Origin of the sequence: Arcticibacter pallidicorallinus, from assembly GCF_003002875.1 — a bacterium.
Classification (GTDB): Bacteria; Bacteroidota; Bacteroidia; order Sphingobacteriales; family Sphingobacteriaceae; genus Arcticibacter; species Arcticibacter pallidicorallinus.
Map to the genome: position 1 here is coordinate 363,655 of NZ_PVTH01000003.1, position 23,037 is coordinate 386,691.

A 23,037-nucleotide genomic window follows, 5' to 3' on the forward strand; every position below is an offset into this window, starting at 1 on the left:
AATAAGATATAAATTCAAGCCTATTTGTTTCAGATAAAATAAATACGTGATAAAATAAGGTTGGGTATTACTAATATTTTTAGTATTTTTAACTATGCCTTATGAAAACAATAACGAATACTTTAAGGGTAGGGGAGCCCAAATAAATACACATAGCAAATTCTCAAGCATCCGGTACGTAAAAGAGCATATTGAAGGGATAGATGAAGAGCTATACGAACATACTGCTACGCAGCTCATTGATACTTATCCGAAAAGTATCGTCAGCAAATCAGAAAGTCCGGACCTTCGGTTTATGTACTCTGTGAACCCTTATCAGGGATGTGAACACGGTTGTCTCTATTGCTATGCACGAAATTCGCATGAATATTGGGGATATAGCGCCGGATTGGATTTCGAACGTAAGATCATCGTGAAGCGAAACGCACCAGAACTGCTTGAAGCATTTTTCAATAAACGGGGATACTCACCTCATCCCATCATGCTGTCTGGAAACACCGACTGCTATCAGCCCATCGAACGGAAGCTGGGTATTACCAGGGAGCTACTAAAACTTTTCTTAAAATATAAGCATCCTGTGAGCATCATCAGTAAAAACAATCTTATTGTGCGGGATCTGGATATTCTGGAGCCTTTGGCCAGGCTCAACCTTGTTCATGTATCAATAACCATCAATTCGCTGAATGAAAGTTTGAGACAGAAGATGGAACCGAGAACAGTGACAGCGAACAGCCGCTTGAAGGTTATCCAAGCGTTAAGCAAGGCGGGCATACCGGTACACCTCATGATTGCTCCTATAGTCCCCGGACTAAACAGTGATGAAATACCCGCATTGGTGAGAGCAGCAGCGAACGAAGGCGCGAAGGCAGCGTCGTTTACCCTCGTGAGGCTAAACGGAGTGATTTCGGAAGTTTTTACTGACTGGCTTCACAAGGCCTATCCTGATCGGGCCAATAAGGTGCTGAATATGATCGCATCATGTCACGAAGGCAAGCTAAACGACTCCAGATGGGGAACGCGTATGAAGGGCGATGGTAAAATAGCGGAGAGTATCCACTCGTTATTTGCTATCGCTCTGAAGAAGTATATGCCGGATAACCAGCTTCCGGACTTTGATTTAAGTCACTTCCTTCCCGCCAGCGGCAGGCAGACTTCGCTGTTTTGATATAAAACAAGAGAGGCTATACCGTTTAAACAGTATAGCCTCTCTCGTTTTATATATAGACGAAACGGATAGAAATCCGTTATTCTTTATTTAGAAAACACCTTCTTCGGTGTGCTCACCGCTTAACGCTTCATCAACAAGTATTCTTCCGCAATGCTCGCATACGATGATCTTCTTATGCTGACGGATGTCTAACTGACGCTGAGGAGGAATCTGATTGAAACATCCTGCGCATGAATCACGCTGAATAGTTACCACAGCTAATCCATTTTTAGCATTTCCACGCAGACGGTTGTAGGCAGTAAGAAGTCTTTCGTCAATGTTTACCTCCGCTTCAGCAGCCTTAGCAGAAAGCTCCTGCTCCTCTTTCTGAGTTTCAGAAGTGATATTCTCCAATTCGGACTTCTTCAGTTCAAGATCTTTCTTACGTTCTTCAAGATCAAGAAGAGCTCTTTCGTATACTTGAGTCTTATTAACGATTTCGAAGTTAAATTCCTTAATCTTCTTCTCGCTTACCTGAACATCAAGACCCTGAATTTCGATCTCCTTAGAGATAGCATCGTACTCACGGTTATTCTTTACTTCGTTAAGCTGTGTTTCGTATCTCTTTGTATTAGCAAGAGCATCCTTAATCATGTTTTTCCGGGTAACGATTGAGTCCTCCAGATCATCAAGATCAGCTTTTATTTTTTGTATACGAGTTTCAAGACCGGCAACTTCATCTTCAAGATCGGAAACCTCCATTGGAAGTTCACCTCTTACCTGTCTGATCTTATCAACTTTGGTGTGAATTGTTTGCAGTTCGTATAAAGCCTTAAGCTTCTGTTCTACGGTTTGTTCCATTAAATTAAGTAATTTATGGGGTTTGTATCTATTGCTGTTAAATGGATTGCAAAGTTAGGAAATTTTTTCTTAATAATATCAAATAACAGCTCCTGCGTAAATTGCTCAGTTTCAAAATGTCCCATGTCTGAAATGACGATTTTTCCCTCCGCGTCGAAAAACTCATGATACTTAAAATCTGCCGTGATAAATACGTCCGCTCCGGCCGAAATTGCTGCTTGCAGGAGAAAGCTTCCTGAGCCTCCGCAGACGGCTACACGTCTGACCGGGTTCCCTCTGAGCGCGGTGTGTCTGATGACCCTGGCACCAAGGGCTGACTTCGCGAATTGAAGAAACTCCATTTCGTCTGTCGCTGTCTGCAGAGTTCCGACCATGCCTGCTCCTGCCTGATAAAATGAGTTAGACAGTGGGTAGAGATCGTAAGCTACTTCCTCGTAAGGATGGGCTTCAAGTAATGCTACCAATACTTTGCGCTCCAGATAATCGGGATAAATGGTTTCGACTCTCACTTCCTCTTCGTGATGCAGTTCGTTTACCTTTCCTGCGAAAGGACCCGCATTCTCACCTGCTTTAAACGTACCGGTTCCGGTAACATTAAAACTGCAGTCTGAATAGTTTCCGATATGTCCAGCGCCAACTTGGAAAACGGCGTTTCTTACCCGTTCCACGTGGCACAGGGGCACGAATGTGACCAGCTTCTTCAGTAGATTTTTCTTGGGTGACAAGATCTGCATGTTTTGTAAGCCCAGCTTTTCACAGATCTTAGCATTGACCCCACCGCTTACATGGTCGAGATTGGTATGGATGGCATAAAGAGCAATATCATGCTTAATAGCCTTCATCACTGCTCGTTCAACGTAATTCTTCTTATTGAACCTTTTCAAGCCTTTAAATACTATCGGATGGTGGGAAATAACCAAGTTGCAGCCTTTGCTGATCGCTTCGTCTATAACAGCCTCGGTACAGTCCAGACTAATCAGCGCAGCAGTAACCAGGGTATGAGGTTCTCCCACTATGAGGCCAGAGTTATCGTAGTCTTCCTGTAAAGAAAGAGGAGCAATGCCTTCCAGATATTGGGTTATATCACTTATCTTCATATTCCTTCTGCTCGTCTTTCTCAAGGACATTCTTGTACCAGCTTATCTTAGACCAATAGGTCAGAAAAAGGATGATCTGCAGGATGCCGATAATTTCAATAGCAATGGCTACGTTATCCGGAATGCCTTTAGTGGCGTTGATCATCTCTTCGGGAGTTTTAGCAGACAGTCTGATCATCACAGAAGGGACAACGGATATAAGGGATATTGCTGCATAAAGCATCCCCTGCATAAATGTGGGTCTTTCGGTTACATCAAAGTCGCGTGCCGTCAACTCCTTCTTTAACGATGAACTTAGCTTGGTAGCAACCACAAAATTCCAGATCCAGTTAAAGCCGGGAATGAGAAGCAGCCATATAAGTTTAGGTTTTATATCCTGATTTTCGGGCGCGACATGAGAGAGTGTTTTCGTGATGCTAAAGCAAAAAAAGCCTGTCATTAAGAGGCTGATGAAAGCGGCTATAAATAGTGGAGCCATAGTTCTGTATTAATATTTGTCTTGAGCAGACAAAAGTACACATTTAGCCAGGAATGCTGACAGGTGTGATCTCTAGCGGTTATAAACCATCTTTATCATCTGAGCGCTCTCGACAGCCACCGTTTGATTAAAGTCGTTGGCTATGCTTCTGTAATTGATCAGGTCGACAATTGTACCGATAAAGCAGAGACCGGCAGTGAAGAAATACAAAATGCCCATACCGATCTGACGGGTCGCAAATCGCTGCACACCAGCAACACCAATAAAGCCCAAAAGCGTGAAAAGTAGCACAGTGTCCGTGCTGAATCGTTTGCCCGAGTAAAGCATAACAAAGCGCTGTGCTTGTTCATCGGTCATTCCGGTAGTTAACTGACTAAGAAATTGAAATTCTTCCGGTGTGATTCCTCTAATACCATAGAGAAGATTATGCAGATTCATATAACTGATTTAGACAGGAAAGTTACTTTTATTTTCATCGATAGAGAAACTATTCGATGAAATAAAATGAGCATCCCGGGAAGACCAAACCAATGATAATCTAACGATCTGATGAAATTACCATGAAGAATAGCGATCAGGGATCTGCCAAAGCCACATCCCGGGCACCAGTGCCAACCGGAATTAGCTAGCGGACACAGTGAAAGATGGGGAGTTGAATCCAGATCGGCAAAGGCCAGAAGACACAGTGCCGTTACCCAAAAAGCAAGCTCGATTAGCAGACCACTTATTTTCAACTTATAGATTTCGCTGTTTATTCATTAAAAGTAAGGAAATAGATAATGTAAACAACACCCCAACGAATCCGGCTGCTCCTACGCGACCCATAATATCGGCCCCCAGTTCATTATTAACGAACTGTACGTATACAACTACAAAAAATGCTGCTATTATACCTCCTACAAGCATGATCTTAAAGCCTTCAAAGATTCCCTCAAAGAATTCCATACGTCCCCCGTTAAAGTTATTTCTGAAGCTTTTGATTCCCAGATAGAGTCCTATAAGAGGTATGAAGACGGAAACATATTCCAGCCAGGAAGCTTTGTCTATCTTCGGGTACTGCTCTTCGTAGACACCCATCAGATGCAGGAAGAATATCCATACACCACTTAAAAGACCTATTATCACTCCGTATTTGACTGCGTTTTTCATATTTTAAGATGTTTAGTAAATGTATTGTTATGCTTAACATCCGGTTATCAGGAATTGTTCCTTACACTTAACATATTTTCCCTACCAATCGCGTTTATAGTTATGCAAGGGCAATTTTCCATTCATCATAAGCAGTCTTGGAGTATCCCTGCATGAAAATGTATATTTGTGAAGATTTAGACACGTGAATATAAGGAACATATTAGATCAGTATAAAAAAGACGCAAGAGTTGAAAGTCTCGCTTCGGTATTAAATTCGTCTAAGAGCCCACGGGTGCATTTAAAGGGACTGGTAGGTTCTAGTGATGCGATGGTTGCTACTGCAACCTACTTCATCCAGCACACCAATATGCTTTTTGTATTGCCAGACAGAGATGAAGCGGCCTATTTTCAAAGCGACCTGGAAAGTCTATTAGAGAAAGAGGTATTGATCTTTCCGTCGTCTTACCGCAAACCCTTCGAATTTACGCAGCCTGATAGTGGCAATGTACTGCTTCGTGCCGAAGTTCTGAATGAGCTTATTCATTCTACAGAATACGGCAAGGTGATCGTGACTTATCCTGAAGCTTTAGCTGAGAGGGTCATCAATCGCGATTCTCTGGAGAAAAACACCCTGGAGATAGCGGTATCCAACAAGCTCAGCATTGAATTCATCAACGAGTTTCTCATCGAATACGACTTTGAGCGTGTAGATTTCGTGTATGAGCCAGGTCAGTTCTCCATCCGGGGTGGCATCGTTGACATATTTTCGTTTTCTCATGACCTCCCGTATAGAATCGAGTTCTTTGGCGACTTCATTGAGAGCATCAGGACGTTTAAAATTGAGGATCAGCTTTCTGAGGAGCATGTCAAGAGCATTACGATTGTGCCGAATGTGCAGTCGAAATTTCTGACTGAACATAATATATCTCTCCTGGAATACATCGATCCGAATACCTCAATCTGGTTTAAGGATGTACAGTTTACGCTTGATATCCTGAAAACGGGATATAAGAAGGCTGCCGAACTATGGAAAGGCCTCAGCGTAGCGGATAAGCAACAGAACCAGGAGTGGATAGACCCTAAGTTCAACTTTACCGAAGACAAGCTTCTGGCAGACCAGCTTAGGGATTTCGCAATAGTCGAGTTTGGAAAGCAGTTCTTCTATTCACCGGGAAAAGTAATCGAATTTGATACAAAACCACAGCCCTCTTTCAATAAGGACTTCAATCTGTTGATTCATAACATCAAGCAGAATGAGGCTCAGAAGTTAACCAACTATATTTTTACTGATTCCTCAAAACAAGTTGAACGTTTATATACTATTTTCAGCGATATAGATCGTACGATAACATTCACACCGATTCATATATCGATCAGGGAAGGATTTCTGGATTATGAGCAGAAAATTGCCTGCTACACAGACCATCAGATATTTGACAGATACTACAAATACAAGCTTAAAAAAGGATACACCAAGTCGCAGGCTATCACTCTTAAGGAGCTTAAAGACCTTAAATCTGGAGACTATATTACCCATATTGACCATGGTATAGGAAAGTATGCTGGACTGGAAAAAGTGGAAGTCAATGGAAAGACTCAGGAGATGATTCGATTGGTGTATGCAGACAATGACCTCTTGTATGTGAATATCAACTCCCTGAACAGGATATCCAAATATTCAGGAAAAGAGGGTACGCAGCCCCGGATGAATAAGTTAGGTACCGATACCTGGGAGAAGCTCAAGAAAACTACTAAAAAAAAAGTTAAAGACATTGCCCGGGACCTGATCAAGCTGTACGCGCTGCGGAAGGCTCAAAACGGGACGGCCTTCCCGCCGGATACTTATCTTCAGACAGAACTGGAAGCTTCGTTTATCTATGAGGATACTCCCGATCAGGAAAAGGCTACAGCAGACGTAAAAAGGGACATGGAATCTCCACATCCAATGGATCGCCTGATATGCGGGGATGTCGGATTTGGCAAGACAGAGATTGCTGTACGAGCGGCTTTTAAAGCTGTTGCGGATAGTAAGCAGGTGGCTATTTTGGTTCCAACGACCATCCTCGCCCATCAGCATTACAAAACATTTAAAGCCCGTCTTGACGATTTCCCTTGCAATATCGATTATATCAACCGGTTTAAAACCAGCAAACAGGTAAAGGAATCTTTGCAGAAGGTTGCGGAAGGTAAGATTGATATCCTGATAGGTACTCACAGGCTGGTAAGTAAAGATGTGAAATTTAAAGACCTGGGCTTACTGATCATCGATGAAGAGCAAAAGTTCGGTGTCGGGGTTAAAGAGAAGCTTAAGCAGCTCAGGGCGAACGTCGATACGTTGACGCTAACCGCAACCCCCATTCCTCGAACACTTCACTTTTCGCTCATGGGAGCGAGGGACCTCTCTATCATAGCTACCCCTCCACCTAACAGACAGCCGGTGGTTACTGAACTGCATATCTTCAACGATACGCTGATCAAGGAAGCCGTGGAGTTTGAACTGGAGCGGAACGGACAGGTTTTCTTTATCCATAACCGGGTAAACGATCTGCCGCAACTGGGAGGTCTGATTAAGAAGCTGGTTCCGAATGCGCGCATTGGAATAGCCCACGGCCAGCTGGAAGGGGATGCTCTCGAAGATGTGATGCTTAAGTTTATCAACGGGGACTATGATGTTCTGGTTGCTACTACCATTATCGAAGCGGGACTGGATATTCCGAATGCCAATACGATTTTAATCAATCATGCCCACATGTTTGGATTAAGTGACCTGCACCAGATGCGGGGTAGAGTTGGCCGATCTAATAAAAAAGCGTTCTGCTATTTACTTAGTCCGCCTCTTTCAACTCTTACTTCTGAAGCCAGGAAGCGTCTAAGCGCGATTGAGGAGTTCTCTGACCTCGGCAGCGGATTCAATGTCGCGATGCGTGACCTAGACATCAGAGGCAGCGGGAATTTACTGGGTGCTGAACAGAGCGGCTTTATCGCTGAGATTGGTTTCGATATGTATCACAAGATCCTCGATGAAGCTATTATAGAATTGAAAGATGAGGAGTTCAAAGACCTTTTTAAAGATGAAAAGCCAAGACCGCTTATATCATTCACACAGATAGACACGGATCTGGAAGTCCTTATTCCTGATAGTTACGTAACGAATATTACCGAGCGATATAATCTTTATACGGAAATATCCAAACTAGAGACCGACGAGCAGCTTTCGGCATTTGAAAAGCAGCTGGCAGACAGGTTTGGTCCCGTCCCTCTGCAGGTTAAGGAGTTGCTTAAGACTCTTAAACTTCAGTGGCTGGGAAAAGAAATAGGATTTGAAAAGGTTTCTTTAAAGAAAAATACGCTCAAAGGCTACTTCATATCGAATCAGCAGTCTCCTTATTTTGAGAGCACGCAGTTCGGTAATGTTCTTCAGTTTGTTAAAGCAAACGGTCGGAGGTGTAACCTTCGGGAAGTTAAAAAAACCCTGAGGTTAGCGGTGGAGGAAGTTCGCAACCTCGACGATGCAATAGAAGTACTTGAGCAAATCTACTTTGGATAATGGCGCTTTTAACCATTATCCAAAGTATTATAATTTAAATTTTTCTTATTGCAGCTGAAAGGTTAAAGGCAAAATACAGTAGGTTCTTACGGAAGCACCCTTGATTGATCCCGGCTTCCATGCGGGAGAACCCTGCAAAATACGAACAGCCTCTTCATCGCAGCCGCTTCCTATTCCCTGACGAACCTTTACATCTGCAATAGAGCCATCTTTTTCGACAATGAAGCTAAGATAAACCTTGCCCTGAACATTATTCTGACGGGCAGCTGCCGGATACTTCAGGCTTGATGCAATATACTTTGACAATTCTCTCTGTCCCCCGTTGAATTCTGGTTCTACTTCAACCTGAGCCATATCATAGATCTTATTTTCCGCAGGGGCTTCTACCGCAATATCCGGTGTAAACTCTTCGTCTGGAGGAGTTGATATCGTATCAGGTGCAAGCTGCACAACAGATTCGTTTCGGGTTTCTATCACAGTCAGAGATTCTATTTTACCCTCTTCATTGATCCGCATTTCATACTTCAGGTCGGCAGAATACTGTTGTCTCACTGATGGTCGAAAATAGCGTTCCTTAGCCCAATAAGTAGCCGTTATCTTGGAATTTGCGCGTGAGAATTCCAGCGACGAAACTACCCAGGTTCTGCTGAAACTGCTTACTTGAGACATACGCTTCCAATAGATATCCTTTAGGCGGGTATAATCAAGATTATGGTAGTTGTAGAAGGTCTCTGTTAAAGGCGCGAAATAACTGGGCGGATCGAAATATCCCCTGCGCTGATCATGATAGAAAGCTTCTATAAACTTCACAAGCGACGACCGTACCTGTTCATCATTCATCGAGGCGTTCTGATCGAGTAAGGAATTATCGTCAATTACCGTTACCGGCGTTTTATCATTTGAAAATATACTCCATGGATCATCCACAAACAGCGTAAGATAGCCCATTACAAGAATTAGCAGTCCGAGGCCAATCGCCATATACCATAGCGATCGATCAGATCTTACCGGATCCTTTTCATTCTCTTCGTTGTTGTTTTCGGGTGTGAGGTCCATGTAGCTATGTTGTAAAAATTACCAAATATACGTAAACCAGCGGTGCCGCTATAAATAATCCATCAAAGCGATCGAGGACGCCGCCATGCCCGGGAAGTAAACTTCCGGAGTCCTTCACATCGAAGCTGCGCTTGAGCATTGACTCACAGAGGTCACCGAGCGTACCTCCGACCACAATAATGAGCGATATTATCGCCCAGTGGATATAGGATATGCCGGTAAATTGTGTGCTGAGTATGAACGCTGCCAGCAAACTCACGATCATGCCTCCGAAGAAACCTTCCCATGTTTTTTTTGGCGAATGCCTCTTAAAAAGTTTGTTTTTACCGAGGCTTCTGCCAAACAGATAGGCACCGGTATCACTGGACCACAACAATATTAGGAATCCAAGAGAATAGTGAAAATTGTAAATGCCTTCTATAAAACCGATTCCTGCATAAAAGCAAAAAGGAATGACGGTAAAAATGACACCCGTAAAGGTAAAGGCAAGGTTCTGGAAAGGATTGTTAGTCTTCCGGTAAAGTTCAAAAATGAAGACGGCTACAGCGATCGGTACTATCAGCAGGAGGTAACGAGTTTCGCCATTCATCAATTGGTACAATACAGATGAAAAAACGCTCAGGCCAAGGAGCGCGCCTGTTATGCGTTGAGGCCTAAGCACATCTTTTTTAACCAATCTGTAAAACTCGTCCAGACACAGCATGCTTAAGATAAGGAAGAAGACAGCGAAGGTCTTTTCTCCTAAGAGAACTGACCCAAGCATAATTGAGACAAAGAAAAAGCCTGTTATTGCTCTGGTTTTCATAATTCGTTACTAATAATGATCTCGATAGCCTTTTGAAAATTAGCCTCGTGTATGTAAACTTCCACATCTCCTAATTTGTACGGGAAGCCTTGTTTATCTAAGATTACAGCATCTATCTCGTGGTCTATCAGCACTTGTCTAACAATTTCAGACTTGAAGAAGTCAGATGAACTATAAATTTTAACCCAGCCTTTAGTCATTCAGTACTTCCTTTTTCTGTTTAGATATTTTAAAAATTGTATAGCATATAAGTAAGGCGAAAGACAGACTTACCGATGCTTCCAGCAGTGATGTTGAAGTATTATCCATACTGTCGAGCGACTTACCCTTTAATTGCATGACGTAAGCACTGATTACAGCGGTAGCGTTATTGACGAAGTGCGCCAGCACCGCGGGCCAGATACTTCCACTCCACACGAAGATATAACCGAATAGGGCCCCAAGAAACATTCTTGGGAAAAACCCAAGGAACTGTATATGTATCGCGCTGAAGATCGCAGCTGCAAGCCATATCCCAAGATGTTGATTTCGCGTTATCCTGGTGATGATCGTCTGGAAACATCCCCTAAATAGAAATTCTTCACCTATTGCCGGTATGACAGCTACCACGACGAGGTTTATCATCAAATCTGCAGGTGATTTCATCGTCAGGAGATGCTTCGTTAATTCAGCAAGCTCTCTTTCTTTTTCTCGCATCCAGCGTTCCAAACCTTCCATAAAAGCCGGAAGATCCATCATTTGATTAATCTTGACAGTCCAGTCGATATAGGGTGCAATGCTGAACATCAGTATAACGGTTAGGATGATTACTCTGCCTGAGATTTTACCCCCAAATTTAAGGTATTCTGAACCTGACCTCTTTTCAAATTGATGTAAGGCCAGGGGAGGTGCAATGAATGAACCTATCGAAACAATGGACTGCATAAGCAATAGTGATCCTTTAGAACTCATATTGGCTGGTGAGGCCATCGATCCCCCATTTATCATAAAAAGAACTGCTATAGCAAGCATGGAAGATAACGCATACCCTAGGATTATAAAGATTACCAGATAAAAGAGTGACATTAAAGGATGACGTTGAACTGACCCATATTCAGGCATGATACGATAATTTTGTACTTTTGTAATTGATAATCATCGACAAAGATAATTGTATTGAGCAAAGCTGATGCCTGTTAAGATTGGAAATATAGATTTAGGTGCATTCCCCCTGTTGTTAGCACCGATGGAAGATGTGAGCGATCCGCCTTTTCGTTATGTTTGTAAGCAGAATGGTGCTGATTTGATGTATACGGAATTTATTTCATCTGAAGGGTTGATCAGAGACGCCGCAAAGAGTGTACAAAAGCTGGATATCTTCGAATACGAACGACCTATCGGTATTCAGATATTCGGAAGTAATATTCAGTCAATGAGAGAGGCAACTATCATTGCTTCGAAAGCCGGTCCTGATCTCATTGACATCAATTACGGATGTCCTGTAAAGAACGTTGCATGCCGGGGTGCCGGTGCAAGTCTATTGCAGGATATTGATCGTATGGTTGAAATGACCAGGGCAGTAGTAGAGTCGACCCACCTTCCTGTCACAGTAAAAACCAGGCTGGGATGGGATGATAATACTAAAAACGTTTACGAAGTAGCAGAGCGTCTACAAGAAGTAGGTATTAAGGCCTTAACTATCCATGGACGTACGAGAGCTCAGATGTATAAAGGGCAGGCCGACTGGTCAATGATCCGGGATATCAAACGAAATCCGAATATCGAGATTCCTATTTTCGGAAACGGTGATGTTGACTCGGTGGAGAAGGCTGCTAATTGGCGCATGGAATATGAAGTGGATGGTATAATGATCGGTCGCGCAGCTATCGGTTATCCCTGGATCTTTAGAGAAATAAAGCATTTTTTCAATACAGGAGAAATTTTGCCAGGTCCCACTATTGCTGAAAGGGTAGAGAATTGCTTCACTCATCTTCAAAAATCAATAGAGTGGAAAGGTGGGAAAACAGGCATTTTTGAGATGCGAAGGCACTATTCGAATTATTTTAAAGGTATTCCAGACTTTAAAGAGTTTAGAATGAAACTGGTAACCCTTGAGTCTCAGGAGCGTATAACTGAGGTACTTGCAGAGATAAAGAACAGATATGAAGCAGAGATGGCTTGATATTTGAACTGAATTATCGACTTCTATCACTTTAATAAAATGCATATGGTGACTCAAATTACTCGTGGAATAAAAATATCAGTAGATACTTCTTATCAGCCGGAATTTTCCCATCCTGAAAACGATCATTTTATGTTTGCTTACAAGATTTCCATCGAAAATCTTACTGACTCAAGCATTCAACTCATGAGCCGTCAGTGGAATATATTTGATTCTAATGGTTCCCATCATCATGTTGAAGGCGAAGGTGTTGTTGGTCTTCAACCTGTTATCGAGCCTGGAACTTATCACCAATACGTTTCAGGATGTCACCTGAAAACTGATATCGGTTCTATGAAAGGCAGCTACTTTATGTATTCGCTAGCCGATGGGGAACGCTTCGAAGTGGAGATTCCGGTATTTCATCTAATAGCTCCCTATCGATTAAACTGATCTATATCATATACAAAACTGGCTGGGAATACATTGGTATTGCAATTTTAACACGAAATTCGCGACTTTAATTGTGTAGCCAATCCGACTTTAATGGAAAAATTCTTTGAATTAAAAAAAAATGGGACTTCAGTATCAACAGAAGTCATTGCCGGGATATCTTCTTTTTTAGCTACATCTTATATCATCGTTGTTAATCCCAGCGTATTAAGTCAGGCCGGACTACCTTTCCCCGCTGTTCTTACAGCAACTGTTCTGGTATGTTTCTTCAGTAGTTTGATGATGGGTTTCTATGCAAAGAATCCTATCCTTGTGGCCCCCGGAATGGGCCTAAATGCATTCTTTACTTATTCAGTAGTTATCGGAATGGATATACGCTATGAAGTAGCCCTGGGTGCTGTATTCTGGTCGGGTATTGTATTTTTCCTTCTTTCAGTTTTTAACATTCGAACTTATATCATTCAAGCTATACCGCGCCCTTTGAGATATGCTGTTTCTGCCGGTATTGGCCTTTTTATAACACTTATCGGTTTTTCCAACGCGAAGTTTGTCGTGTCAGATCCTGCTACCATCATCAGTGGAAATACTTTGGACGCTGCACTGGTAACGTTTATTATCGGACTGCTGGTTACAGCGGTTATGGTTGCTAAAAATGTCAAAGGTGCTATCTTATTTGGGATATTGTTTACCACATTGATCTCGTATCCTTTGGGAAGATGGTGGGGAATTACGGATGATGTAACACCACTTATCCATTTCAACGGGATTTTCGCCGCACCGGATTTCAGCCTCTTCTTTAAGCTAGATCTGATTAATTCACTAACACTGGCAGTAGTTCCCGTAGTTTTTGCGTTCGTATTCACCGATATGTTTGATAGCTTGTCTACGTTTGTTGGTATTGCAGAAGCTGCTAATCTCCTGGATGAAAACGGGGAACCAAAAAACATTAAGCGATCGCTCCTTACGGATGCGTTCGCTACAACGTTCGCGGGACTGGCAGGATCAAGTCCGGGAACCGCCTATGTAGAATCCGCGGTGGGGGTTGAAGCAGGCGGACGGACGGGATTAACCGCTGTAGTTGCTTCCCTTTTATTTCTCCCTTTTGTTTTCCTCTCTCCTTTACTCTCCGCAGTTCCGGCTATTGCAACTGCGCCGGCTTTAGTGCTTGTAGGGGTTTTTATGATACGTCCCGTCGTTAAAATAAACTGGGCGTCATTAGATGAGGCTATCCCTGCTTTTCTTGCTCTTGTGCTCATTCCTTTTACTCATTCTATAACACATGGGATTATCTGGGGATTTTTAAGCTGGACCGTCCTTAAATTTTGCGTTGGCAAACGGAAAGAAATTACTCCTTCTCTGTTGATCATTGACCTGTTTGTCATACTGGCACTCATCGTAGAGAAGTAATGTCTACGACATCAAAAGACCCTTTTCAATACTTGTATATAATAAAAAGCATCCTATAACGAAAAAGGGACTGCAGTTAATCTGCAGTCCCTTTTTTATATTATAAAGATCTTTGCTTTAGTCTCTTCGTCCACCAAACAACATCATTGCGAGGTAAAGAAGTTGTGCCAGAGAACCTAATGCTGCAACTACATAAGTCATAGCTGCCCACCATAGGGCATCTTTCGCTTGCGAATGTTCCACACTGCTTTGCATTACACCTCTATTGCTCTGTAACCATACCAATGCTCTCTTACTAGCATCAAACTCTACTGGAAGCGTCACTACACTAAACAGCGTTACTACTATCATAGCACCAAAAGCTATCAAAAGCAAGGTATAGCCGACTTGTGATGCATACATAATCAAACCAAGCATAAACACATACTGCAGCAGGTTTGATGATATGTTAACGATAGGCACCATTGCCGAACGAGCCTGCAACCATGAGTAGGCTTTAGCGTGTTGAACCGCGTGGCCACACTCGTGAGCAGCAACAGCAGCAGCAGCGATACTCCGCCCGCTATATACCTCAGGACTTAAGTTAACCGTGCGATCAGCAGGGTTATAGTGGTCAGACAAGGAGCCTTGAGCGGAAAGTATACGCACGTCAAATATCCCATTGTCGTGAAGCATCTTTTCAGCGATGTCACGACCAGTCATGCCCGTAGAGAGTGGTGTTTCCGAATACTTTTTAAACTTATTTTTAAATCGTGCCTGTACAATGAAACTGGCTATTGCTACGGCTACAAAAATTATTATTCCCATGGATATCAAATTTATTCTAAGCTAATAACAAAAAGCATTCCCTCCCTTTATTATCACTTCTTTTTTACATAGTAGCCCTTTCGTAACATATAGCAATCGTTTTGACATGACAGAAGTTCATATATTTTATTAATTTCGTGATAATTTTATTAGCATTATGGATAGCACAACTCTTGTCATACTACTTTTATTATCATTATTAACCAATGCTTATCTTTGGTATAAGCAACGCTCCGAAGACTCCTTGACGGCAGATTTGAAGGTTAAAGCCGATCAGCTAACCAACGAATTAATCCGATATGAGGAACGATATAACGCTGCAAAGACAGAAAAGGAAAATTTGACATCTATACTCAGACAAGAACAGGAGCGCTTATTTGATGAGCTGCAGGCAGAGCGACAAAAGTTAACGGAACTGTCTCAACTTTATGAAGGTAATAAAGCTTACTTGAGAGCACAACAGGAAAAGATAGCCGAGCAGAAAGAAGAAGTGGCATTGCTCCAGATTAAGTTTAATAAAGATTTTGAGCTCATAGCCAATAAAATACTGGAGGAAAAGTCGCTTAAATTCACAGAAGTAAATCGTTTTAATATCGATGCCCTGCTGAGTCCGCTTAAAGAAAATATCAAGCTATTTGAACAAAAGGTCGATCGTGTCTACAAGTCTGAATCAGATGAAAGAAACGTTTTAAAGGGCGAAATTTCCAAGTTAATGGAACTTAACAAACAAATTAGTGAGGAAGCCAGCAATCTGACCAGAGCTCTCAAAGCGGATACTAAGAAACAAGGGAACTGGGGTGAAGTGATCCTGGACAGGATTCTGGAAGCTTCAGGCCTTATCCTGGGTGAGAGCTACATAAAGCAAACCAGCTTTACCGACGAAGATGGAAACAGACTGCAGCCCGACGTGGTGGTTACCCTTCCGGATAATAAACACATGATTATAGATTCCAAGGTTTCGCTGATTGCTTATGACCGACTGGTAAACTGTGAAACGGATGCCGATAAATTAAATTTTTTAAACGACCATATCACTTCTATAAAAGCCCATATCAAGAATCTTTGCGGCAAAAACTATTGTGATTTATATGGAATTAATTCCCCGGACTTTGTTTTGCTCTTCGTTCCGATTGAATCTTCCTTTGCTGTTGCGGTTAAGCATGATCTAGAGTTGTTCGAATATGCCTGGAGCAGGAGGGTGGTAATCGTAACACCATCTACATTATTGGCTACACTTAAGACTATTTCTTCCGTTTGGAAGCAGGAACAACAGACCAGGAATGCGATTGACATAGCAACTAAAGCTGGTGCACTCTATGATAAGTTCGTAGGCTTCACCAATGACCTTAGAAAAATCGGAGATAAACTGGATGATGCTAAAAGCTCCTATGCTGATGCATTCGGTAAGCTATCATCAGGAAGCGGTAATCTCGTTGGCCGCGTCGAAACCTTGAAAAAGCTGGGAGCAAAGGCCTCAAAGAGGATTGATCCAAAGTTTATGCTGGAAGAAGAATAGACTTTCTTCCAGCATAAATTATTTAAATGCATTCCAACCTTGTGCCTTTAAAGCATGAACGTTGCCTGATCGTGATATCAAGTTCATTCCTGCTTCCGGCTCCGTGATATGTCCGATAACGGTAATGTCTGGATTAGCCTTAATTTTATCATAATCACCTTGCTTTATCGTAAAAAGCAACTCATAATCTTCGCCTCCGCTCAGGGCACACACTGCTGGGTCGAGATTGAAAGACCTGGCTGTATCGTAGGTCATCGGATCCAAAGGAATTTTCTCTTCGTACAAATTGCAACCTTTATTTGATTTGGTACATATATGTATCAACTCTGAAGATAGACCGTCAGACACGTCGATCATAGAGGTTGGCTTTATAGCCAATTCTTTCAATAAGAAAATAATGTCTTGCCTGGCTTCAGGCTTTAGCTGTCTTTCAATGATATAATCTTTTCCTTCCAGATCAGGCTGGATTTGAGGGTTTTCAAGGAAGATCTGCTTTTCTCTTTCGAGTAATTGTAAACCAACATATGCAGCTCCAAGATCTCCGGAAACGCAAATGAGGTCTCCCTCTTGCGCAGTATGCCGATAGGTAATATCTTTTTCAGCAGCATAACCGATACTGGTTACGCTGATCACAAGTCCTTGTTTGGATGCGGAGGTATCTCCCCCCACAATGTCAACATTATATTGTTTACAGGCTAAAAGCATGCCCTCGTAAAGCTCCTCGACAGCCTCAATAGGAAACTTACTGGAGAGTCCAAGAGACACAGTAACTTGACTTGCTGTCCCATTCATCGCATATATATCACTCAAGTTGACCTGTATGGCCTTAAACCCTAAATGCTTTAGCGGAGTATAGGCGAGGTCAAAGTGAATCCCTTCCAATAGAAGATCGGTTGAGATAAGCGTTTTCTTGTCTGAGAAATCCAGAACGGCTGCATCATCACCAACACCCTTAGTGGTTGTAGGTTGCGTTAGCTGTATATTTTTAGTTAGATGGTCTATAAGACCAAATTCGCCTAAATTATCAATATCACTTCTTTCTTTATTTTCAAACATACTTATCTAATTAAAGTCCCAGACTTGCCGATATATCGAGCATTCTTTCAATGGGAAGCCTGGCCCTTTCAATAATATTCGCAGGAATAGTTACCTCAGGCATTTCATTCTTTAAACAAAGATAGAGCTTTTCTAGGGTATTGCGTTTCATATGCGGACAGTCATTACAAGCGCAGCTGTTATCAGGAGGTGCCGGAATGAAAGTTTTTTGTGGATTTTCTTTTTGCATCTGATGCAGTATCCCGCTTTCCGTCGCAACGATAAACTCAGTTGCCGGGCTGTTCATCGTATATTTTAACAATCCTGTCGTTGATCCTGCGTAATCTGCCATCTGCAATATGGCATCTTCACATTCAGGATGCGCTATAAACTTGGCGTTTGGATGTCTTTCTTTTAATTTGATGATACGCTGCATAGAAAAGATCTCATGTACCATACAGGCTCCATTCCAAAGCACCATATCTCTCCCCGTTTTTTTGGATACGTATTTTCCGAGATTCTTATCAGGTCCGAAAATGATCTTTTGGTCTTTCGGAAGGCTATCTACAATCTGAACAGCGTTTGAAGAAGTACAAACAATGTCGCTTAAGGCTTTAAGCTCAGCAGAACAGTTCACATAAGTAATAACAATATGATCTGGGTACTTTTCTTTAAACTTAGCGAAAAGGACGGGCGGACAGCTGTCCGATAGTGAACAACCGGCTTTAAGATCCGGAAGCAAAACCTTTTTTTCAGGTGACAAGATCTTGGCGGTTTCAGCCATGAAATGAACGCCGGCAAAAACAATCATAGATGCGTCTGTTTTTGCTGCCTGCTGAGAGAGTCCCAGGCTGTCGCCGATATAATCCGCTATATCCTGTATATCCGGCTCCTGATAATAGTGTGCAAGAATAACAGCATTTTTTTTCTTTTTTAATACTTCGATCTCATGATACAAATCCAGAGTCGGATCAACGGGCTCATCTATGAACCCTTTCATATTTAATTCTTCAAGGACATCTATCTCAAACATCGCAATTCATATAATTTTTTAATAAAGCGCAGATTAAATCCTTTCTATCTGCAATTTTTTCCAAGTCTCACCACAAACGGAGCAGAAGCAAAAAGAGGTATCTTTTTTTGCACATATTCCGATGCGGGTAAAAACCGACGTTAAGTTACATAATAAACTGGTAAACAATCACTTATAAATAAAATATACTATCAACCGCCCTGTAAAAATAACACAGGAGCATTATCGGTCACCAATCTACCGAAAGTAGTTGTTCTTCAAATCAAAGTTTCGATTTGGTTTCCCAAAAGTAGCCATTTCCAACATCTCAATAATTACAATTAATTACTTAAGTAAAGAATCTTATAGGTTATTAGTGTGTTAGTAATGTTTATAAAGTATCCATATTTAGGTTGTAGTTTGAGTTTATTGATGTTTTACTAACATTTTATTAACACAAAAGAATGTGTAATAGCTTAAAATGGAGAACTCTAGAGAATGCAAATTTTTAGATGAAATGTTTTCCTGTTCATTTCTTTGTATGTGGAAAACGTTGATAAGTCTGCTGGTTTCGACTCATAACTTTATTAAAAATTAAAAATTTTCCCGCTGATTTCGCTTTCCGCGTTAGTTATTAAAAATTATTAGCCTTGTTAGCCTCAAAATTAACATCTTTACGTAGGTTATCCACATAACCAGTAGAGGATTTTAATTTTTAGAATAGTTATCCATGAGAGATGTTGATTTCTTAGTTGTTGGTTCTGGGATCGCCGGATTAAGTTTTGCCTTAAAGGCTGCAAAACATGGTAGAGTACTGATAGTTACGAAGGCGAATGAGGACGAATCTAACACTAAGTATGCCCAGGGGGGAGTAGCGGTCGTTGTGGATAAACAAGATTCTTTCGACAAACACGTCGAAGATACCTTAATTGCAGGTGACGGACTTTGTAATAAAGAAATTGTTGATATAGTAGTGAATGAGGGCCCTGAGCGTATTCAGGAGATAATTGACTATGGTACTCGCTTTGATAAGAATACCCAGGGGATCTATGATCTTGCTAAAGAAGGTGGCCATTCAGAGCACAGAGTACTTCATTATAAAGATGTTACCGGTTTTGAAATTGAACGAGCCCTTCTGGAACAGGTCCATAGCAACCCAAATATTGAGATGCTTACCCATTTTATCGCGGTTGAGCTGATAACTCAACATCATTGTGGAAAACTCGTGGATAAGCGTTCTGATGACATTGAATGCTATGGAATTTACGCGTTAGACAGTACAACAGGACGTGTAGTGAAGTTTCTGTCCCGTGTAACGGTTATGGCTGCCGGAGGTGCTGGACATATTTATTCAAACACCACGAATCCTACTATTGCTACGGGTGACGGGATTGCTATGGTATATCGCGCAAAAGGTAAGGTTAGAAACATGGAGTTTATTCAATTTCATCCAACCGCGCTTTATAACCCTGGGGAATACCCTTCCTTTCTGATCTCAGAAGCCGTTCGCGGTTTTGGCGGTGTACTTCGCACCAAGCAGGGTGAAGAATTTATGCACCTTTATGACGAACGTCTTTCTCTTGCATCCAGAGATATCGTTGCACGTGCTATAGATTCTGAGATGAAAAAGTCGGGTGATGAGTTCGTTTATCTGGATATAACCCACCGTTCTAAAGAGGATATTCTTCGTCATTTTCCCAATATTTACGCCAAATGCCTCAGTATTGGTATTGATATGTGCCGCGATTTTATTCCGGTAACCCCTGCCTGTCACTATATGTGCGGGGGAATCATGGTAGATGAATATGGAAGATCTTCTATACACCGGCTCTACGCCTGCGGCGAATGTGCTTCGACAGGACTTCATGGTGCTAACAGACTGGCCTCCAATTCCTTACTTGAGGCTACTGTATTCGCACATAGAATATATCTGGATGCATTGAAACAATATGAGTCCAACATTATTCCCGATCAAATACCGGAGTGGGATGAAACCAATACTGTTTTGTCAAACGAAGACATATTGGTAACCCATAATTTGAGAGAAACTCAGAAAATTATGAGTGATTATGTTGGGATCGTTCGTTCTGATTTCCGTTTGGAACGAGCCCTGCGTCGCTTAGGGCTTTTGCATTCTGAGACTGAAGAATTCTATAAGATGACGAAGCTTTCAGTGAAACTGTGTGAGCTTCGTAACGTTATTCAATGTGCTTACCTTGTCATTAAGTCCGCACTGAGAAGAAAAGAAAGTCGCGGGTTACACTACACGACAGATTATCCTACTCACCGGGAAGCTCCGGAAGACACCATTTTATAAAAAATAATATGCCATTAATATTACCTGTTAAAGGAGTGGAACCAACATTTGGGGCCGACTGCTTTTTAGCTCCTAATAGTACTATTGTAGGAGACGTAACTTTGGGAGACAACTGCTCCGTTTGGTTCAACGCCGTCATTCGCGGTGACGTCAACACCATCCGCATCGGAAATAATGTAAACATTCAGGATGGTGCTGTTATCCATTGTACTTATTTACGGGCGGGAACCAGTATAGCTGATAACGTATCCATAGGACATAATGCACTTGTTCATGGTTGTTCTCTTCAGAACAATGTGCTTGTCGGAATGGGTGCAATTATAATGGATAACGTTATTGTAGAGCCATTTACAATAATTGCCGCTGGCGCGGTGGTATTGGAAAACACGCGCTGCGAGTCAGGTTATATCTATGCAGGAACGCCTGCAAAGCGCGTAAAAGAGATTTCGCAGGCTCAACGGGAGCTCCTTGTGCAGTTACCTAAAAATTATATCATGTACTCAGAGTGGTTTAGGTCTCCGGAGGAATAGCCAGTTTTTCCTCCAGCTCCCAATTCGCCCTTAATGTTATTTCCACGTTAGCATTCCATACGTTTTCAGGTTGCTTTTTGAGGTACACATCGCCTGTATCCCATTGGCCATTCCTGTTGGAATCATATATAACCCTGAAGCGGTATTTGCCAACAGAATACATATTGTACTGTATTACGGTGTTTTTGCTGATTGGATTTTCTCTCAAAAGTTCGTCTCTTTCATTAAGGAGCTGAACAATGTACTGTCTGCTAGTGTCCGGAACAGAAACATTCAAAGCTAAATTACCGTAGTTCAGTTCTTCATCTCGTGAGAAAACTTTCTCAAAAGGTTTATTTGAGCCTCCGAAGCGTCCTGTAAAAGCGTTCTCATCCAGCTTAAGGATATAACTCCGATCTATTTTCCAGGGATATTTGAAAACGTATTTTCTTGTTGAACTTGTATCCCTGAATATACGAAGGCCACCTACAGATACCGAGTCCTGGAGGAAGGTTACCTTTGAGGGATCGATCTTGTCACCGACAGGGGCAGAGAAGGTCAATACCAGATCTGTCCCCGGCTTAATTCTGGAACTGGGAGTATTGTCGGATATTTTAAGCTCACGGTTGTACTCATCCCGCTTACTTCGTCGTATTACTGAAGTATCAATATCTTTTCCTTCGTTTAGAATAGCCACCTGTATGGAATCGAAATCCATTTTTTCAGTCCACATAGACAATGTGTCGTTGGTTCGGCTAAATTCTACAATCTTTGATTCATTGAGTTCCTGTGGGTGTAGTATTCTGATTCCTGGTTTACTAAGTTTCTGATTGAACATGTAAACAATCTTTCCATCCTTCTCAATCTTTCTGTCAACTATTCTGAATCTTCCGGCTTCTTGTCTGAAGAGCTCGAGTTTGATTCCTGTGGTATCTTTGGTAAATACCAAAGGTGCGCTAAGAAAAGCAATTTCTTCGTTTGGCGAATTATAAACCCGATCGCCTCCCTCTTCCTTTAATGCATAGACACGATACGTGTCAGGCCTTAAATATTTCAAACTAAAGTTTCCCGAAGAGTCGGTTGTGGTAAAGATATTAGCCCGTCTCTTTCCGAAGATGGAATCCTGGCTAATCGGAATAATAAAGACAGTAGCGTCCAGTACTGGTTTTTTACTTAGCGTATTAGTAACGGTTCCTGTAATAGTCAAGGAGTCAATTTTGTCGCCCGTGGAAAAAACATACATGTAATTTTTTAAGACATTCCCCTCGTTGTAGTCTACAAGGCCTCTGCCAAAATTTATGGTGTAGGTGGTGTTAGGAGCAAGGGTGTCCTGTAGCTGGATATTCAGAACTTTTTTCCTAACCTTGAAAAATGGATTTTTATCCATGGCCGGTGAAACGCTAAATTCTTTTGACTCATTGCTAATCTTGAAATATTCATCAAGCTGAATATTTATTTCCTCCGCGCGAAAGTTCGTTGTAAAATTTGCCGGAGTCTCTTTTAATACCGTCGGCGCTACGCTATCTCTAGGTCCGCCAGTTGGGGTTTGTATACTAGCACATCCCGGAAAGAAGAATCCTACTACAATGAATAAGAAAATGGCAAAAAAAACAGAGAACTGTGTATTACGCATTTATAAGCTGTTTAACGATATTTAAGTCAATTTGGATGTTTATGTTGTGCCCGACTTTTTAAGTGCCTTAGGTCGCATAAAAATAC

The 23,037-nt window shown here is 41.8% G+C and carries 22 protein-coding genes; 8 read left to right on the forward strand and 14 right to left on the reverse strand.

Annotated elements, in window-relative coordinates:
- The first annotated feature begins 94 nt into the window (after positions 1-94).
- Entirely contained in the window at positions 95-1,165 is a 1,071-nt protein-coding gene (locus B0I27_RS06545; protein ID WP_106292413.1) for a PA0069 family radical SAM protein, read from the forward strand.
- Between the two features lie 90 nt (positions 1,166-1,255).
- On the opposite strand, the gene B0I27_RS06550 is transcribed toward B0I27_RS06545, so the two are convergent.
- From B0I27_RS06550 to B0I27_RS06575, 6 genes are all read right to left on the reverse strand, one after another.
- Complete coding sequence (locus B0I27_RS06550; protein ID WP_106292414.1) at positions 1,256-2,008, reverse strand: zinc ribbon domain-containing protein; 753 nt, start codon at positions 2,006-2,008, stop codon at positions 1,256-1,258.
- Positions 2,008-3,105 (reverse strand): Nif3-like dinuclear metal center hexameric protein, encoded by a 1,098-nt coding sequence (locus B0I27_RS06555; RefSeq protein ID WP_106292415.1) that lies wholly within the window; start codon positions 3,103-3,105, stop codon positions 2,008-2,010. The genes B0I27_RS06550 and B0I27_RS06555 overlap by 1 nt, the downstream gene beginning before the upstream one ends.
- The gene (locus B0I27_RS06560) at positions 3,092-3,583 is read right to left on the reverse strand and encodes a hypothetical protein (RefSeq protein ID WP_106292416.1); all 492 of its coding nucleotides are present in this window, start codon (positions 3,581-3,583) and stop codon (positions 3,092-3,094) included. The genes B0I27_RS06555 and B0I27_RS06560 overlap by 14 nt, the downstream gene beginning before the upstream one ends.
- Before the next feature lie 72 nt (positions 3,584-3,655).
- Complete coding sequence (locus B0I27_RS06565; protein ID WP_106292417.1) at positions 3,656-4,021, reverse strand: TM2 domain-containing protein; 366 nt, start codon at positions 4,019-4,021, stop codon at positions 3,656-3,658.
- Positions 4,018-4,317: a DUF2752 domain-containing protein gene (locus tag B0I27_RS06570; protein ID WP_106292418.1), complete on the reverse strand. Its 300-nt coding sequence runs from the start codon at positions 4,315-4,317 to the stop codon at positions 4,018-4,020. The genes B0I27_RS06565 and B0I27_RS06570 overlap by 4 nt, the downstream gene beginning before the upstream one ends.
- A gap of 1 nt (position 4,318) precedes the next feature.
- On the reverse strand, positions 4,319-4,732 hold the full coding sequence (locus B0I27_RS06575; protein WP_106292419.1) for a DUF4199 domain-containing protein: 414 nt from the start codon (positions 4,730-4,732) through the stop codon (positions 4,319-4,321).
- Positions 4,733-4,916: 184 nt separating this feature from the next.
- Between B0I27_RS06575 and mfd the strand changes: the two genes are divergently transcribed.
- Positions 4,917-8,261 (forward strand): transcription-repair coupling factor, encoded by a 3,345-nt coding sequence (gene mfd, locus B0I27_RS06580; RefSeq protein ID WP_106292420.1) that lies wholly within the window; start codon positions 4,917-4,919, stop codon positions 8,259-8,261.
- A gap of 45 nt (positions 8,262-8,306) precedes the next feature.
- Here the strand turns inward: mfd and B0I27_RS06585 are convergent, their stop codons facing one another.
- From B0I27_RS06585 to B0I27_RS06600, 4 genes are read right to left on the reverse strand one after another with little or no spacing between them, the layout of a single operon-like run.
- Positions 8,307-9,317 carry an energy transducer TonB gene (locus B0I27_RS06585; protein WP_106292421.1) on the reverse strand — a complete coding sequence of 337 codons (1,011 nt, stop codon included), beginning with the start codon at positions 9,315-9,317 and terminating at the stop codon, positions 8,307-8,309.
- 4 nt (positions 9,318-9,321) lie between these two features.
- Positions 9,322-10,122, reverse strand: coding sequence for a phosphatidate cytidylyltransferase (locus B0I27_RS06590; RefSeq protein WP_106292422.1), 801 nt, complete (start codon positions 10,120-10,122; stop codon positions 9,322-9,324).
- Positions 10,119-10,322, reverse strand: a complete 204-nt coding sequence (locus B0I27_RS06595; protein ID WP_106292423.1) for a putative signal transducing protein — start codon at positions 10,320-10,322, stop codon at positions 10,119-10,121. The genes B0I27_RS06590 and B0I27_RS06595 overlap by 4 nt, the downstream gene beginning before the upstream one ends.
- Positions 10,315-11,073 carry a CPBP family intramembrane glutamic endopeptidase gene (locus B0I27_RS06600; RefSeq protein WP_181276701.1) on the reverse strand — a complete coding sequence of 253 codons (759 nt, stop codon included), beginning with the start codon at positions 11,071-11,073 and terminating at the stop codon, positions 10,315-10,317. Before B0I27_RS06600 ends, B0I27_RS06595 begins: the two co-directional genes overlap by 8 nt.
- Positions 11,074-11,290: 217 nt before the next feature.
- Between B0I27_RS06600 and dusB the strand changes: the two genes are divergently transcribed.
- The 3 genes from dusB to B0I27_RS06615 all read left to right on the forward strand — a co-directional run bounded on the left by dusB (position 11,291) and on the right by B0I27_RS06615 (position 14,122).
- A complete protein-coding gene (dusB, locus tag B0I27_RS06605; RefSeq protein WP_106292425.1) occupies positions 11,291-12,283 on the forward strand; it encodes a tRNA dihydrouridine synthase DusB in 993 nt (330 codons plus the stop codon).
- A 45-nt stretch (positions 12,284-12,328) separates the two neighbouring features.
- Positions 12,329-12,715, forward strand: coding sequence for a Co2+/Mg2+ efflux protein ApaG (gene apaG, locus B0I27_RS06610; protein WP_106292585.1), 387 nt, complete (start codon positions 12,329-12,331; stop codon positions 12,713-12,715).
- A gap of 93 nt (positions 12,716-12,808) precedes the next feature.
- Positions 12,809-14,122 (forward strand): NCS2 family permease, encoded by a 1,314-nt coding sequence (locus tag B0I27_RS06615; protein ID WP_106292426.1) that lies wholly within the window; start codon positions 12,809-12,811, stop codon positions 14,120-14,122.
- Positions 14,123-14,239: 117 nt separating this feature from the next.
- On the opposite strand, the gene B0I27_RS06620 is transcribed toward B0I27_RS06615, so the two are convergent.
- A complete protein-coding gene (locus tag B0I27_RS06620) occupies positions 14,240-14,929 on the reverse strand; it encodes a zinc metallopeptidase (protein ID WP_106292427.1) in 690 nt (229 codons plus the stop codon).
- 157 nt (positions 14,930-15,086) lie between these two features.
- On the opposite strand from B0I27_RS06620, the gene B0I27_RS06625 reads away from it, so the two are divergent.
- Positions 15,087-16,445 carry a DNA recombination protein RmuC gene (locus B0I27_RS06625; protein WP_106292428.1) on the forward strand — a complete coding sequence of 453 codons (1,359 nt, stop codon included), beginning with the start codon at positions 15,087-15,089 and terminating at the stop codon, positions 16,443-16,445.
- An 18-nt stretch (positions 16,446-16,463) separates the two neighbouring features.
- Here the strand turns inward: B0I27_RS06625 and thiL are convergent, their stop codons facing one another.
- Both thiL and nadA read right to left on the reverse strand, forming a co-directional pair.
- Positions 16,464-17,501 (reverse strand): thiamine-phosphate kinase, encoded by a 1,038-nt coding sequence (gene thiL / locus B0I27_RS06630; protein ID WP_106292429.1) that lies wholly within the window; start codon positions 17,499-17,501, stop codon positions 16,464-16,466.
- A 10-nt stretch (positions 17,502-17,511) separates the two neighbouring features.
- On the reverse strand, positions 17,512-18,513 hold the full coding sequence (gene nadA / locus B0I27_RS06635; protein ID WP_106292430.1) for a quinolinate synthase NadA: 1,002 nt from the start codon (positions 18,511-18,513) through the stop codon (positions 17,512-17,514).
- Positions 18,514-19,222: 709 nt separating this feature from the next.
- Between nadA and nadB the strand changes: the two genes are divergently transcribed.
- Together nadB and B0I27_RS06645 are read left to right on the forward strand one after the other, a co-directional pair.
- Positions 19,223-20,809, forward strand: a complete 1,587-nt coding sequence (gene nadB / locus B0I27_RS06640) for an L-aspartate oxidase (protein WP_106292431.1) — start codon at positions 19,223-19,225, stop codon at positions 20,807-20,809.
- Positions 20,810-20,817: 8 nt separating this feature from the next.
- Positions 20,818-21,339: a gamma carbonic anhydrase family protein gene (locus tag B0I27_RS06645; RefSeq protein WP_106292432.1), complete on the forward strand. Its 522-nt coding sequence runs from the start codon at positions 20,818-20,820 to the stop codon at positions 21,337-21,339.
- On the opposite strand, the gene B0I27_RS06650 is transcribed toward B0I27_RS06645, so the two are convergent.
- Complete coding sequence (locus B0I27_RS06650; RefSeq protein WP_106292433.1) at positions 21,320-22,951, reverse strand: Ig-like domain-containing protein; 1,632 nt, start codon at positions 22,949-22,951, stop codon at positions 21,320-21,322. The two genes, B0I27_RS06645 and B0I27_RS06650, sit on opposite strands and share 20 nt — an antisense overlap.
- Positions 22,952-23,037 lie beyond the last annotated feature (86 nt).

Bases quoted from the DNA above. Each gene is read 5' to 3' on its own strand.
- B0I27_RS06645 (WP_106292432.1), top strand. From the start codon at position 20,818: ATGCCATTAATATTACCTGTTAAAGGAGTGGAACCAACATTTGGGGCC.
- B0I27_RS06625 (WP_106292428.1), top strand. From the start codon at position 15,087: ATGGATAGCACAACTCTTGTCATACTACTTTTATTATCATTATTAACC.
- B0I27_RS06590 (WP_106292422.1), bottom strand. From the start codon at position 10,122: ATGAAAACCAGAGCAATAACAGGCTTTTTCTTTGTCTCAATTATGCTT.
- B0I27_RS06545 (WP_106292413.1), top strand. From the start codon at position 95: ATGCCTTATGAAAACAATAACGAATACTTTAAGGGTAGGGGAGCCCAA.
- B0I27_RS06550 (WP_106292414.1), bottom strand. From the start codon at position 2,008: ATGGAACAAACCGTAGAACAGAAGCTTAAGGCTTTATACGAACTGCAA.
- apaG (WP_106292585.1), top strand. From the start codon at position 12,329: ATGGTGACTCAAATTACTCGTGGAATAAAAATATCAGTAGATACTTCT.
- B0I27_RS06595 (WP_106292423.1), bottom strand. From the start codon at position 10,322: ATGACTAAAGGCTGGGTTAAAATTTATAGTTCATCTGACTTCTTCAAG.
- B0I27_RS06600 (WP_181276701.1), bottom strand. From the start codon at position 11,073: ATGAGTTCTAAAGGATCACTATTGCTTATGCAGTCCATTGTTTCGATA.
- B0I27_RS06575 (WP_106292419.1), bottom strand. From the start codon at position 4,732: ATGAAAAACGCAGTCAAATACGGAGTGATAATAGGTCTTTTAAGTGGT.
- thiL (WP_106292429.1), bottom strand. From the start codon at position 17,501: ATGTTTGAAAATAAAGAAAGAAGTGATATTGATAATTTAGGCGAATTT.
- B0I27_RS06615 (WP_106292426.1), top strand. From the start codon at position 12,809: ATGGAAAAATTCTTTGAATTAAAAAAAAATGGGACTTCAGTATCAACA.
- nadA (WP_106292430.1), bottom strand. From the start codon at position 18,513: ATGTTTGAGATAGATGTCCTTGAAGAATTAAATATGAAAGGGTTCATA.
- dusB (WP_106292425.1), top strand. From the start codon at position 11,291: ATGCCTGTTAAGATTGGAAATATAGATTTAGGTGCATTCCCCCTGTTG.
- B0I27_RS06555 (WP_106292415.1), bottom strand. From the start codon at position 3,105: ATGAAGATAAGTGATATAACCCAATATCTGGAAGGCATTGCTCCTCTT.
- nadB (WP_106292431.1), top strand. From the start codon at position 19,223: ATGAGAGATGTTGATTTCTTAGTTGTTGGTTCTGGGATCGCCGGATTA.
- B0I27_RS06585 (WP_106292421.1), bottom strand. From the start codon at position 9,317: ATGGACCTCACACCCGAAAACAACAACGAAGAGAATGAAAAGGATCCG.
- B0I27_RS06620 (WP_106292427.1), bottom strand. From the start codon at position 14,929: ATGGGAATAATAATTTTTGTAGCCGTAGCAATAGCCAGTTTCATTGTA.
- B0I27_RS06560 (WP_106292416.1), bottom strand. From the start codon at position 3,583: ATGGCTCCACTATTTATAGCCGCTTTCATCAGCCTCTTAATGACAGGC.
- B0I27_RS06650 (WP_106292433.1), bottom strand. From the start codon at position 22,951: ATGCGTAATACACAGTTCTCTGTTTTTTTTGCCATTTTCTTATTCATT.
- B0I27_RS06565 (WP_106292417.1), bottom strand. From the start codon at position 4,021: ATGAATCTGCATAATCTTCTCTATGGTATTAGAGGAATCACACCGGAA.